General features: G+C 64.8%; 10 protein-coding genes. 3 read left to right on the top strand and 7 right to left on the bottom strand.

The window, feature by feature from the left end; translation table 11 throughout:
- Positions 1-2: 2 nt before the first annotated feature.
- The 6 genes from JJC00_RS11385 to JJC00_RS11360 all read right to left on the bottom strand — a co-directional run bounded on the left by JJC00_RS11385 (position 3) and on the right by JJC00_RS11360 (position 7,388).
- Positions 3-1,691: a methyl-accepting chemotaxis protein gene (locus tag JJC00_RS11385; RefSeq protein ID WP_200472649.1), complete on the bottom strand. Its 1,689-nt coding sequence runs from the start codon at positions 1,689-1,691 to the stop codon at positions 3-5.
- A gap of 329 nt (positions 1,692-2,020) precedes the next feature.
- Positions 2,021-3,781 carry a methyl-accepting chemotaxis protein gene (locus JJC00_RS11380; RefSeq protein ID WP_200472648.1) on the bottom strand — a complete coding sequence of 587 codons (1,761 nt, stop codon included), beginning with the start codon at positions 3,779-3,781 and terminating at the stop codon, positions 2,021-2,023.
- Positions 3,782-3,975: 194 nt separating this feature from the next.
- On the bottom strand, positions 3,976-4,227 hold the full coding sequence (locus JJC00_RS11375) for a DUF6894 family protein (protein ID WP_200472647.1): 252 nt from the start codon (positions 4,225-4,227) through the stop codon (positions 3,976-3,978).
- Positions 4,228-4,394: 167 nt separating this feature from the next.
- Entirely contained in the window at positions 4,395-4,997 is a 603-nt protein-coding gene (locus JJC00_RS11370; protein ID WP_200472646.1) for a hypothetical protein, read from the bottom strand.
- 113 nt (positions 4,998-5,110) lie between these two features.
- The gene (gene acuI / locus JJC00_RS11365; RefSeq protein WP_200472645.1) at positions 5,111-6,097 is read right to left on the bottom strand and encodes an acrylyl-CoA reductase (NADPH); all 987 of its coding nucleotides are present in this window, start codon (positions 6,095-6,097) and stop codon (positions 5,111-5,113) included.
- 40 nt (positions 6,098-6,137) lie between these two features.
- Positions 6,138-7,388 carry an MFS transporter gene (locus JJC00_RS11360; protein ID WP_200472644.1) on the bottom strand — a complete coding sequence of 417 codons (1,251 nt, stop codon included), beginning with the start codon at positions 7,386-7,388 and terminating at the stop codon, positions 6,138-6,140.
- A gap of 341 nt (positions 7,389-7,729) precedes the next feature.
- Here JJC00_RS11360 and nadA point away from each other — a divergent pair, with 341 nt between their 5' ends.
- The 3 genes from nadA to nadC all read left to right on the top strand — a co-directional run bounded on the left by nadA (position 7,730) and on the right by nadC (position 11,513).
- Entirely contained in the window at positions 7,730-8,833 is a 1,104-nt protein-coding gene (gene nadA, locus JJC00_RS11355) for a quinolinate synthase NadA (protein ID WP_200472643.1), read from the top strand.
- 182 nt (positions 8,834-9,015) lie between these two features.
- Positions 9,016-10,623, top strand: coding sequence for an L-aspartate oxidase (locus tag JJC00_RS11350; protein ID WP_200472642.1), 1,608 nt, complete (start codon positions 9,016-9,018; stop codon positions 10,621-10,623).
- 11 nt (positions 10,624-10,634) lie between these two features.
- Complete coding sequence (gene nadC, locus JJC00_RS11345) at positions 10,635-11,513, top strand: carboxylating nicotinate-nucleotide diphosphorylase (protein WP_200472641.1); 879 nt, start codon at positions 10,635-10,637, stop codon at positions 11,511-11,513.
- Positions 11,514-11,517: 4 nt separating this feature from the next.
- On the opposite strand, the gene JJC00_RS11340 is transcribed toward nadC, so the two are convergent.
- Positions 11,518-12,975 (bottom strand): cell wall hydrolase, encoded by a 1,458-nt coding sequence (locus tag JJC00_RS11340; protein ID WP_200472640.1) that lies wholly within the window; start codon positions 12,973-12,975, stop codon positions 11,518-11,520.
- Positions 12,976-13,089 lie beyond the last annotated feature (114 nt).

Genomic DNA, 13,089 nt, shown 5'->3' with positions numbered 1-13,089 from the left:
GATCAGGCCGCGCGGACCGATTCCAGGAACTGCGCGACCTCGACCTTGAGGCGGGTGCTGTCGGCCGCCAGCGACTTCGCCGCCGACAGAACCTGCGTCGAGGCCGATCCGGTCTCGATCGCACCGCGCTGCACGTCGGTGATGTTCATCGAGACTTCCTGTGTGCCGAGCGAGGCCTGCTGCACGTTGCGCGAGATTTCCTGCGTGGCGGCACCCTGCTCCTCGACGGCGGCGGCGATCGCGGAGGACACTTCCGACAGCCGCTCGATGGTGCCGCCGATCTCCTGGATCGCGCTGACCGATTCCTGCGTCGCAGACTGGATGCCTGCGACCTGCGCGCCGATCTCGCCGGTCGCCTTCGCGGTCTGCTCGGCCAGCGCCTTGACCTCGGAGGCGACGACCGCAAAACCGCGGCCGGCCTCGCCCGCGCGTGCCGCCTCGATGGTGGCGTTCAGCGCCAGCAGATTGGTCTGGCCCGCGATGGTGTTGATGAGCTCGACGACGTCGCCGATGCGGGATGCCGCCTGCGACAGCTCGTTGACGCGCGCATTGGTCCGCGCCGCCTGGTCGACCGCTTCCGCTGCCATGCGCGCCGAATCCTGCACGCGTCGGCTGATCTCGGTGACGGAGGACGACAGCTCTTCGGAAGCCGAGGCGACCGATTGCACGTTGGTCGATGCTTCCTCGGAGGCCGCCGCAACCGCGGTCGAGAGTTCCTGACCGCGGCGCGCGGTGTTGGTCAACGTCGTTGCAGACGCCTCGAGCTCGATCGAGGCTGAGGAGACGGTGCCGACGACCTCGCCGATCATCGCCTCGAACTTGCGGGTGATGGCATCGACGCGACGCCCGCGCTCGATCTTGGCCTCGGCGTCGCGTGCGGCTGCTTCATCGGCGATCCTCTTGGCAATCAGCGCTTCCTTGAAGATCTGGAGCGCATCCGCCATCGAGCCGATCTCGGTCTTCTCGCCGCGATGCGGCACCTCGGCCGAGAGATCGCCCTCACCGAGCGACTGCATCGGCTTGATGATCGAGGCAATGCCGCGCGAAACGTCGCGCACGAGATAATAGGCCGCACCAATCGCGATCGCCACCGAGGTGATGATGATGCCGACCAGCACGCGGAAGATCGTGGCGTAGCTGTCGGCCGCCTGCTTCGTCTCCAGCTCGGCGCCGTGATTGTTCATCTCAATGCCCTTTTGGAGCAAAGGATCCGCCGCCTGCGCCATCTTTGCGACCTTGGTCTGCAGCATCTCGTTGGCATCGGCCGGGAACTTGCCGGGACTCTTGCGCGACAGTGCCATCACGTCCTGCACGCCGTTCAGATACTCGGCCCACGCCTTGGCCCATTGCCCATAGAGCGAGCGCTCCTCGGCCGAGGTGATCAGCGGCTCGTAGACTTTACGGGTCTGGTCGATACGCTCGCGCAGCGAAGCCAGCCGCCTCTCGGCGGCATCCTTGCCCTCAGCGGTGTCCTGCATCAGGTGAAGGCGCAGCGCAACGCGCAGCTCATTGATGTCGGCGCGCATCGAGCCCAGCGCGCGCACGCTCGGCAGCCAGCTCTGGGCGATCTCGACGGTGTGGGAGTTGATGTTCTGCATCGTGCCGATCGCCACGACGCCGACGCCGGCGAGCGAGAGCACGAGGACCGACAACACGGACAGAAGCTTGAAGACGATCGACAACTTCGACATCACGACAAATCCCGATGATACCTGAACGCACAAGTCACCCGCGCCGCGGCCGTCGCGACGGACGGTGGGCGGTGGTCATTCCAACAATGCTGGCTGGTTCTTATCCGGTAAGATTGCGCCCATAATTGCAAACAGGCGTTAACAAGAACCTAGAGGAACTACTGATTTGCCGATTCTCGATATTTAAACTGACTGCAACTATTTGTTGCAGTTGTGAGTATATCGCGCAGCGCTGCTCCTTCGTCGCGGAGCCGCGATATGCTCGCGGCCAACGCTGCGCGATCACGCGCGGCGGTTGCAATCCTGTGTCTGCTTGAAGCATGCCGCCGTCAGGCCGCACGAACAGTGCCGAGGAACTTGCAGACCTCGACCTTGAGGCGATTGCTGTCGCCTGACAGCATCTGGGCAGCCGACAGCACCTGCGAGGATGCCGAGCCGGTTTCGCTCGCCCCGCGCTGCACCTCGGTGATGTTGGACGACACCTGCTGAGTGCCCTGGGCGGCCTGCGCGACGTTGCGGGAGATCTCCTGCGTCGCCGCGCCCTGTTCTTCGACGGCAGCGGCGATCGTCGAGGAAATCTCCGAGAGTTTCTCGATCGTGTCACTGATGTCCTTGATCGCGCCAACCGACTCCTGCGTCGCGACCTGAATGCTGGAGATCTGCTGTCCGATTTCGCCGGTCGCTTTCGCCGTCTGCTCGGCCAATGCCTTGACCTCGGAGGCGACCACGGCAAAGCCGCGTCCGGCTTCACCTGCGCGCGCCGCTTCGATCGTGGCGTTGAGCGCCAGGAGGTTGGTCTGACCCGCGATGGTGTTAATCAACTCGACGACGTCGCCAATGCGCGTCGCCGCTTTTGACAGTTCGCTGACGCGCTCGGTGGTGGTGCGGGCCTGGCCGACGGCTTCACCGGCAACGCGCGCGGATTCCTGCACCTGACGGCTGATCTCGGTGATGGAGGAAGACAGTTCCTCGGTTGCGGAGGCCACCGACTGCACATTGGTGGAGGCTTCCTCCGAGGCCGCTGCCACCACGGTGGTGAGCTGCTGCGCGCGCTCCGCGGTCGAGGTCAGCGTCGTGGCGGACGCTTCGAGCTCGGTCGAAGCCGACGATACGGTTTCGACGATCTCGCCAACTGCGGCCTCGAAACTGTCGGCCAGCTTGTGCATGTCGGCCTTGCGCCGCTCGGCTGCGACCTGATCCTGCCTGATCTTGGCCTCGGCTTCCGTGCGCGCCTTCTGCTCGGACACGACCTTGAATTTCTCGACGGCGCTCGCGACGCCGCCGACCTCGTCCTTGCGGCCAAGCCCGGGCAACACCACGGCGAAATCGCCACCGGCAAGCTTCTCCATCGCCGCAGTCAACGCGCGCATCGGACGCGCGATACTGAAAATCGAGAAGATACACGCCCCGATCAGGACCAACGCGACCAACACGCCCGCGACGAGCGACGTCCGCGCCACGGAGGCGGCTTCCGATTCAGCCTCGGCACGGCTCTCCGCACCGCCCTGCTTGGCAGCATCCGTGATCTGGTTGGTCAGCCGCGCGATCTCTTCGTTGATCGGAAGGGTCACCTCCTTACGGATGCGATCGATTTCCGACCCCAGTTTCGCAAGCTGGGCGATTGCGTCTGCGCTCGGCTCCTTGCCGACCTGCTTCGCCTCGAGCTCGATCGCCTGCTTACGCACCGCTTCGATCTGCTGCTGCCCTTTTCGAAAATCTCTGATCACGGTCGTCAAGCGGTCGATGCGCTGACGGTTTTCCGGAGAGCGCGAAAGCCTGGCCATTTCACCCGCGAATTTAAGGGCCGCCGTCTGGCGCTCGCTGAAATAGTCGGCGGCCTTCTTCAGATCGGTCGGCGAGGATGAGAGCAGCGTGTCGCGAATGCCGATCTGCATGCCCCGCACCGAGGCTTTCGCTTCCGCGGCGTTTTGCGCAATCGCCTGGTGTATCGATGCCGCGATATCGAGCTTCTGGACCTCGGCGTTGCCAGTCATCTGCAGGAAGATCATCAGCGCGACCAGGGCTATCGTGAGCGCCGAGGTGATCGCCAGCTTGGTGCCAATTCGCAGGTTCTGGACGAAGCTCAACATGGTGCATTTCCCGGAAACATGCAGCCAAGTCATTGCCGGCCGCCTGGACGTTGATCGCCCTTACCGGGAAAGCTATCGGTCAAAGTTCCATCTTCTGGTTAACAGGGGGCTTCGCAGAAATACTGACCTTTTACGCTAAATGATTGAAATCGAAGGGTTTAGGTCTCGTCATAGTTGTAAATTGCAGCCTGAAGTCAGCCTTGGAAAACTTTGCAGCCGACCGTCTCGCCGACCAGGCTAATGCGAAAGACCGGCTGCTTGTTCTCGTCGAGCAGCTCCATGCTCCACTTCGCATTCGGCTTCAGATTGCGCGAGATGCTGCCGAGCAGATTGCCACACACCTCGGTCATCTCTTTCCAGGCGGCGTCGCGATCCTCGAATTCGTATGGCTGGTCGGCGGCGCCGGAATAGCGGCCGGTGCTGATGCGGAAGAAGTACAGCGACATTTTTTGAACCCTTGCGTAGGGCCGCCCCCCGGCCGTTACGCAAGGCTGGGGCGCCAGTCGCTACCAAGGCATAAAAACCGCGGGCCGTATGACTACGGCGCCGCGGTTTCGCCTGCGATGCAGTCGTCAAAGCCGGGAAAATTGCACGCGCAGTTTTGCGCTCGATATCACTCGGTCGAGCGGCGCAACTCGAGCGGACCTTCGTTCTTCGGCTCGGATTTCACTTCCGACTTCACCGGTTCGATCCGGCTGCTCTCGACCCGCGGAGTCTCGACGCGCGCGGCGACCTCGGTGCTCGACGTGTTGACCGAACCGGTCTGCTCCGGCGCACGCAGCGAGCGCGGCCGCGCAACGGCGCGCGCCATCAGCATCTGGTTGCCGCCCTGGTGGTGGAAGTCGCAATAGGCGAAGCCCATGCCCGAGACCGAGCCACGGAAGCTGCGGTCGTCGGTCTTTTCCAGGTTGAAACAAGGCTCGAACGGAATGCCCTTGATCGAGGCGCAAACGTTTTGGCCGCGGATCTGGAGCGTGTTGCCCGGCAGGCGGAGATGGCGCACCGGGCCTGAGCCCGAGAACTGCACCGCGCCGGCGGCGCCGAGATCGTCGAGGATACGGCCTGCACCGCGGGTGCCGTCGAAGCAGGTGAAGGCGAACACCTTGCCGGCGACGAAGCGGCGTGCCTCATCCGCGTTCATACTCCCGGCCAAAGCGATGGCCGGCGCAAACGTCACGACTGCCGTGACAGCCCCCAACACGATACGCGCAAGCATGCTCAACTCCGAACTAACCCCCGCAGCGGGCGATGCCTTATCTCTTTACCCGCTGCTTACCATACTAACCAAGGCGACATTGAAGCAGCTTGGTTGGTAAAGTCTGAACGCCGTTAGACAATTTTTACCACGATTCGACCGCGGACCTGGCCGGCGAGGATCTTCGCGCCCCATTCCGGAACTTCGGCAAGCGGAATTTCCGTAGTAATTTCAGATAGTTTTGACCGATCCAGATCGGACGCCAGGCGCTGCCAGGCGGCTTTTCGGGGGTCGATCGGGCACATCACGGAATCGATGCCGAGAAGGCACACCCCGCGCAAAATGAAGGGTGCGACAGAAGACGGCAGGTCCATGCCGGCAGCGAGACCGCAGGCAGCGATCGCGCCACCATATTTCGTCATCGACAGCAAATTGGCGAGCGTGGTCGAGCCGACGCTGTCGACGCCACCCGCCCAGCGCTCCCGGGCCAGGGGCTTTGCCGGCGCCGACAATTCATTGCGGTCGATCACCTCGGCAGCGCCGAGGCTCTTCAGGTAATCGGCCTCCGAGGCGCGGCCGGTCGAGGCAATGACGTGGTAGCCAAGCTTCGACAGCACGGCGGTCGCGACCGATCCGACGCCGCCCGCCGCGCCGGTCACGACGACTGGGCCGCTCTTCGGCGAGACGCCGTGCTTCTCTAGCGCGAGCACGGAGAGCATCGCGGTGAAGCCGGCGGTGCCGATCGCCATGGCATCGCGCGCCGACAGGCCCTGCGGCAGGGCGACCAGCCAGTCGCCCTTCACCCGCGCCTTCTCGGCATAGGCGCCGAGATGGGTCTCGCCCATGCCCCAGCCGGTGCAGACGACCTTGTCGCCCGCTTTCCATTGCGGATGCGATGAGGCTTCGACCGTGCCGGCGAAGTCGATGCCGGCGATCATCGGGAAGCGGCGCACCACCGGCGCCTTTCCTGTCAGCGCGAGTCCGTCCTTGTAGTTCAGCGTCGACCATTCGACGCGGACGGTGACGTCGCCGTCCATCAGCTCGGCTTCGTCGAACTGGGTGAGCGCGGCGGTGGTGCCCTTGTCGGCCTTGTCGATCCGGATCGCCTTGAACGTGGCCATAGCAAGCTCCCTGACTTGTTTGACCGGGATGTTTAGCCGATCAGGCAGGCTGCGCAACCGCCCGGGCGACCGGCTTCTCCACGATCGGAAGATTGATCAGCGCCGAGAGCACGCCGAACAGGATCGAGAGCCACCAGATCGGCGTGTAGGAACCGTACTTTTCGAACACGATGCCCCCCAACCAGACGCCGAGGAAACCGCCGACCTGATGGCTGACAAAGGCGAAGCCATAGAGGGTGGCGAGCCAGCGCGTGCCGAACATCAGCGCCACCAGCGCCGAGGTCGGCGGCACCGTCGACAGCCAGGTCAGGCCGGAGACCGCACCGAACGCGATCGCCGAGAACGGCGTGATCGGGAACGAGATAAAGGCGAGCGTCGCGAGCGCACGGGTGAAATAGATCGTCGAGAGGATGTAGCGCTTCGGCAGCGAATTCTGAAGGTAGCCGACGCTGAGCGAGCCCATGATGTTGAACAGGCCGATCGCCGCGATCACCCAGCCGCCGGTTTGCGTCGAGAGGCCGCGGTCGACCAGAAACGCCGGCAGATGCACGGTGATGAAGGCGAGCTGGAAGCCGCAAGTGAAGAAGCCGAGCACCAGCAGCACATAGGAGCGATGGCCGAACGCCTCCGCGAGCGCCCTGGTGATGGTTTGCTCATCCGCAGGCGACGCATTGGCCGTGCTTGCGACCGGCGGCGTCGAGATCGCCAGCGCCAGCGGGATGATCAGCAGCATCAGGAAGCCGAACACGGTGAGCGCCTGCTGCCAGCCGAAATTGTCGATCAGCGCGACACCAATGGGCGCGAACAGGAACTGGCCGAGCGAGCCCGCCGCGGTGCCGGCGCCGAGCGCAAGGCCGCGCTTCTCGGCCGGCAGCAGCTTGGTGAACGCAGACAGCACCAGGTTGAACGAGCAGCCGGCGAGACCGAAGCCGACCATGACGCCCGCGCCGATATTGAGCGACATCGGCGTCGAGGAATAGCGCATCAGCAGCAGGCCGCCGGCATAGAGCAGTGCGCCGACGCACATCACGCGGAACAGGCCGAAGCGATCAGCAACTGCGCCCGCGAACGGCTGGCCCAATCCCCACAGCAGATTCTGGAAGGCGATGGCGAGGCCGAATACGTCGCGGCCCCAGGCGAATTCGTGGCTCATCGGCTGCACGAAGAAGCCCAGCGCCGAGCGCGGACCGAAGCCGAGCATGCCGATCGCACAGCCGCAGAGGATGATGACGGCCGGCGTGCGCCAGTTGGAGGAACGGGTCGGACCGAGCTCGCTTGCTTGCATCGACATGGTGTTCCTCCTCGGCCCTGGACGGATCTGCAAAATCGGCAGTCGCCTGTCAGGCGTTTAATGCAAATGCATGAAAATCCCAAGTCAAAAGTGATTGCGTTCCACGAGGGGCTGTCGCGGGAGCATTGCGTTTCATCGCGACCTTGCTGGACGCGACGAGACCGGACTTGACGAGAATGTGTGCGGCGAGACCTAGCGGCTCCCCGATCAGCGTGTTATCTTTGATCTACTCAGATTGAGTATATGTAAGCGCTGGCGAATCCTACCGGCCCTCTCGGCCGGATTTCTCAGGCTCCATATATACTCTAATTGAGCATAATTATCATACACGGGAGGCTTCGATGCCGATTACTGGAATTTACGGCCCCGACGATCTTGCAAGCCGGCCGCAGAGCCAATCGACCACTCCTCGCACTGCGCCGGCGCGAACCGGACCCGCGTTGCCGCGGCCCTCGCTGGAATGGACCAGTGAAGTCGAACGCGCCACCGCGCCGATCTACCAGCGCGTCAAGCATGTGATCCCGCCGATCGAATGGCCGCTGATGGCGCCGACGATACACGCGATCAATGAACTGAAGCGCGCGCGCAACGCGGTGATCCTCGCCCACAACTACCAGGCACCGGAGATCTTCCACGGCGTCGCCGACATCGGCGGCGATTCGCTTCAGCTTGCCGTCGAGGCCACCAAGGTGAAGGCCGATGTCATCGTTCAGTGCGGCGTTCACTTCATGGCGGAGACCTCAAAGCTGCTCAATCCGGACAAGACCGTACTGATCCCGGACTCTCGCGCCGGCTGCTCGCTCGCCGCCAGCATCACCGGCGCGGACGTGCGGCTGCTCCGCGAAAAATTTCCCGGTGTGCCCGTGGTCGCCTATGTCAACACGTCCGCGGAAGTGAAGGCCGAGGTCGACATCTGCTGCACCTCGTCGAACGCGGTGCAGGTGGTGGAGAGCCTGAACGCGCCAAGCGTGATCTTCCTGCCCGATCGTTATCTCGCGACCTATGTCGCCTCGAAGACCGACGTAAAAATCATCGCCTGGAAGGGCGCGTGTGAAGTGCATGAGCGCTTCACCGGCGACGAGCTGCGCGCCTTCCGCGACGCCGATCCCTCCGTGCAGATCATCGCGCATCCCGAATGCCCGCCGGATGTGCTGGCGGAAGCCGACTTCACCGGCTCGACCGCGCACATGATCAACTGGGTGCGCGAGCGGCGGCCGAAGCGCCTGGTGATGATCACGGAGTGCTCGATGGCCGACAATGTCCGCGCCGAGCTACCTGACGTGGAGATGCTGCGTCCCTGCAATATCTGCCCGCACATGAAGCGCATCACGCTCACCAACATCCTGGAGAGCCTGCTGACCCTCGGCGAGGAAGTGACGATCGATCCAGCGCTTGCGGAGCGCGCACGGCGCTCGGTCGAGCGGATGATCAATCTGAAGAATTGAGGACAGAAGGCAGCAACACACACCACCGTCGTCCCGGACAAGCGAACGAAGTGAGCGCTGATCCGGGACTCATAACCACAGGACGTGGGTATTGGCACGCTGGTCGCTCCGGCTTGCCGCAACAACCCGCAGTCGGGGTTATGGGTCCTGGCTTTCGCCAGGACGACCATTAGGAGAAGGCTATGCAAGACAACATCCACAACCTCACCCGTTCCACCGACGACGTCGTCATCGTCGGCGGCGGTCTCGCCGGCCTGTTCTGCGCATTAAAACTCGCGCCGAGGCCGGTGACACTGATCTCGGCGGCGCCGCTCGGACAGGGGGCGTCATCCGCATGGGCGCAGGGTGGCATCGCGGCCGCCGTCGCCGAGGGCGACAGTCCCGAAGCGCATGCGGCGGATACCATCGCGGTCGGTGGCGGCATCGTCGATGAGGCCATCGCGCTCGGCATCGCGCGCGAGGCCGCGCCGCGGATTCATGATTTGCTCGCCTACGGCGTCCCATTCGATCGCGATCTCGAAGGCCGGCTGGCCGTGGGACGCGAAGCCGCGCACTCGGCGCGACGGATCGTCCACGTCCGCGGCGACGGTGCCGGCGCGGCAATCATCGCGGCGCTGAGCGAGGCCGTGCGCCGCACGCCGTCAATCCGCCTGATCGAAGGCTTTGTCGCCGAAGCATTGCTCACCGAAGACGGCGCCGTCACCGGCCTCCAGTTGCGCGAGGCCGGCAATTTCGCCGCGAAGCCCCTGATGATCGCCTCGCGCGCGATCGTGCTGGCGACCGGCGGCATCGGCCATCTCTATGCCGTCACCACCAATCCGGCCGAGGCCAATGGATCGGGCCTTGCGATCGCCGCGCGCGCCGGCGCTGTGATCGCCGATCCTGAATTCGTGCAGTTCCATCCGACCGCGATCATGGTCGGCCGCGATCCTGCGCCGCTTGCGACCGAAGCGCTGCGCGGTGAAGGCGCGACGCTGATCAACGGTCAGGGCGAACGCTTTATGGCGGCACTGCATCCGCTCGCCGAGCTTGCGCCGCGCGACATCGTAGCCCGCGGCGTATTCGCCGAGATCGCAGGCGGTCGCGGCGCCTTCCTCGATGCACGAGAAGCGCTGGGCGCGCGCTTCGCCGACAAATTCCCGACCGTGCACGCAAGCTGCATCGCCGCCGGCATCGACCCGGCGACGCAGGCGATCCCGATCGCGCCGGCCGTGCACTACCACATGGGCGGCATCGCGGTGGACGCACGCGGCCGCAGCTCGATCGGTGGGCTCTGGGCCGGGGGTGAGGTGTCGTCCACCGGTGCGCACGGTGCCAACCGGCTCGCCTCGAATTCGCTGCTGGAGGCCGTGGTCTATGCCGCCCGCATCGCCGACGACATCGCCGGCCACGCGATCCCCTCACCTGCTCGCCTCCCCGAGGCGCTGGTGACGCCGCGTGGTGGCGCGCCGGACGCAGCTAGCGTGAAGCGGTTGCGCATGATGATGAGCGCGCATGTCGGCGTGATCCGCGAGCGCGACGGCCTTGCGGAAGCCGTGCGCAGCTTTGCGGCACTTGAGCACGCGGCGACGAGCGTCACGGTCCGCAACATGGCGACAGCGGCCCTGCTCGTAGCCACTGCTGCCTGGAGCCGGCGCGAGAGCCGCGGCGCGCATTTCCGCTCCGACTATCCGACGGATGTTCCCGCGCTGGCGCAGAGAACGATGACCACACTCGCTGCCGCACGCGAGGTCGCGGACGGCCTTACCGAGCATCCAATGCCGCGCATCGCGCAATCCATGATCGCCTGACGGAGTCTTTTATGATCGCCCCGACCTCCCTGCTCTATCCCGACGCCTTTCTCTCTCCGCTCGCCATCGACGAGGCCGTGCATCGCGCGCTCGACGAGGACCTTGGCCGCGCCGGCGACGTCACCTCGCTCGCGACGATCCCGGAAGCGACCAAGGCGCAGGCTGTCCTGGTGGCACGCCAATCCGGCGTGATCGCCGGCCTGCCGCTCGCGCTGGCGACGCTGCAAAAGCTCTCCCCCGACCTCGAGGTGCGCGCGCATGTCCGCGACGCCGCGCGCGTCGCCCGCGGACAGCACGTGCTGACGATCTCCGGTCCGGCCCGCGCCATTCTCACGGCTGAGCGAACCGCGCTGAATTTCGTCGGCCGGCTGTCCGGCGTCGCCACGCTCACGGCCGACTACGTCGCGCGCACCGAGGGCACCAAAATGCGCATCTGCTGCACGCGAAAGACCACGCCGGGATTGCGGGCGCTGGAGAAATACGCGGTGCGTTGCGGCGGCGGCTTCAACCACCGTTTCGGCCTCGACGATGCGATCCTGATCAAGGACAATCACATCGCGGTCGCCGGCGGCATCCGCCCGGTGCTGGAGCGTGCCCGCCGCCATGCCGGCCATCTCGTCAAGATCGAGATCGAGGTGGATACGCTCGCGCAACTGCGCGAGGTGCTTGACACCGGCCTCGCAGAAGCCGCGCTGCTGGACAACATGGACATCGCGACGCTGCGCGAGGCGGTGCGGATGACGGAAGGCCGCCTCACGCTGGAAGCCTCCGGCGGCGTCACGCTGGACTCGATCGCGACGATCGCGGCCACCGGCGTCGACTACGCCTCATCTGGCGCGCTGACGCATTCGGCGCCGAATTTCGACTGCGCGCTGGATATCGAGACGTGAGCGGCTACCTTCGCTCGACCACGCCCATCTCGGCGGAGCTCTTGGCTTCCTGGGTGAGCTCTGCCGAAAGTGCGGCGGTCTGCGCCGGGGTGCCCCAGCTCGGCTCTTCGCTGCCATCGCCCCAGTTGCGCGGCCGGTAGAAGGTGTGCACGCCGAATTTGTACATCTTCTTCATCTCGGCGACCCAGGACGGGCGCACCCAATAGGCGTGGTAATGCGTCGACTTGCCGACTTCGGGCAGCCAGATCTGGCCGTCGAGCATCGCCTTCGAGATCCTCTTCGCGCGCTCCCACATCTCGGGCTCGCGGATCACATCGGGATTGTTGTCGCAGGCGAAGGTGAACTGGCAGGCGAAGTGGCGGTACTTGTTCTGATAGACCACGCCGCACACGGTGTCCGGATATTTGCCGGAGAATACCCGGTTCATCACGACTTGCGCGACCGCGATCTGGCCGCGCACGGCCTCGCCGCGGGATTCGAAATAGACCGCCTCAGCAAGGCATTTTTCCGACTTCGCGCGTGACTTGTCGTCGAGCGCCAGCCGCTCGGCCGGCGATTTGGCGCGCTGATTGTCGGCGTTGACCTCGCCCTTCGGCGCGACGCTCTCGCCGCTCTCGGTGGCGTTCGCGATATCCTCGTTCGGCGGCGACAGCGAGGCCAGCTTCATGTCGGGATCGGGCGTCACGATCAGCGGCTCGGCGCCGGGCTGCCAGCTCTCGATGCTCTCGACAGAGCCGCCGAGCGAGGAGCTGCCGAAGAACAGGTTCGAGGTCTTGACGCTGAAGGGATCGCGCGGCGGGGCTGCGACCGTCGCCTGCTTGAGCGCGTTGAGCGGCTGCGCCGCAAACGACAGCGCATTGTCGTCGGCCTTCGGCGGATTGGCATATTGCGGCAAGGGCGGCGCGCGCATCGCCTCCTGAAGCTCGGGATCGAGCGCCGCCGCGGACTCCGGCGACATCGCTTGCGGCTGCGCTGCCGGCAATTGTACAGTCTTGGCGCCGAACACGGAGCTGTTGGAGGTCGCCGGATCTTGCTGCGCGGGCGCGGCGGCCGGTGCAGCCGTCTCGGGCGCCGGTGTGACGGTGGCGAGACGGTCGCCTTTCAGCGCGCGATCGACCCTGGGGAAATCGGAGGCCTGGTAGCGCGTCGGCGCCTGGAGCGTCGGATTGCCGCGTGAGATGGTGCCGGTGATGTCGCGGCCATCGAGGCTTGCGAGACGAACCATCGCGCTCTGTGGAACCGACGTCCCGATCGGGCGCGAAAAGCTGTAAGTGGCAAGCTGAATGGACGAGGCCGCAGAAAACACCTGCTTCTGCCAGCGCTCGGCGACGCCGGGCTGACGCGCCAGCAACGAGCCTATGTCCTGATAGCCGGTCTCTCTCGGCATCAATGCGAAGATGCAGAGACCGATTCCGAAGGATGCGAACCGTGCACCCTTCGGATGGTTACGCAACACTGACATCGATACGCTCACGCTACGCTTACACCAGACAGATCGATCCGCAGTACATCCGTGCAATTCGATCTTTATCGTGAGTATCTAATTTAGGTTGCCGGGGCGTTAATCGACGTTGCG

This window comes from Bradyrhizobium diazoefficiens, assembly GCF_016616885.1.
GTDB classification, from domain to species: Bacteria; Pseudomonadota; Alphaproteobacteria; order Rhizobiales; family Xanthobacteraceae; genus Bradyrhizobium; species Bradyrhizobium diazoefficiens_F.
Note: the sequence above shows the minus strand (reverse complement) of the source record. Positions and strands in the feature narration are given on the sequence as shown.

Bases quoted from the DNA above. Each gene is read 5' to 3' on its own strand.
- JJC00_RS11385 (WP_200472649.1), bottom strand. From the start codon at position 1,691: ATGTCGAAGTTGTCGATCGTCTTCAAGCTTCTGTCCGTGTTGTCGGTC.
- JJC00_RS11380 (WP_200472648.1), bottom strand. From the start codon at position 3,781: ATGTTGAGCTTCGTCCAGAACCTGCGAATTGGCACCAAGCTGGCGATC.
- JJC00_RS11375 (WP_200472647.1), bottom strand. From the start codon at position 4,227: ATGTCGCTGTACTTCTTCCGCATCAGCACCGGCCGCTATTCCGGCGCC.
- JJC00_RS11370 (WP_200472646.1), bottom strand. From the start codon at position 4,997: ATGCTTGCGCGTATCGTGTTGGGGGCTGTCACGGCAGTCGTGACGTTT.
- acuI (WP_200472645.1), bottom strand. From the start codon at position 6,097: ATGGCCACGTTCAAGGCGATCCGGATCGACAAGGCCGACAAGGGCACC.
- JJC00_RS11360 (WP_200472644.1), bottom strand. From the start codon at position 7,388: ATGTCGATGCAAGCAAGCGAGCTCGGTCCGACCCGTTCCTCCAACTGG.
- nadA (WP_200472643.1), top strand. From the start codon at position 7,730: ATGCCGATTACTGGAATTTACGGCCCCGACGATCTTGCAAGCCGGCCG.
- JJC00_RS11350 (WP_200472642.1), top strand. From the start codon at position 9,016: ATGCAAGACAACATCCACAACCTCACCCGTTCCACCGACGACGTCGTC.
- nadC (WP_200472641.1), top strand. From the start codon at position 10,635: ATGATCGCCCCGACCTCCCTGCTCTATCCCGACGCCTTTCTCTCTCCG.
- JJC00_RS11340 (WP_200472640.1), bottom strand. From the start codon at position 12,975: ATGTCAGTGTTGCGTAACCATCCGAAGGGTGCACGGTTCGCATCCTTC.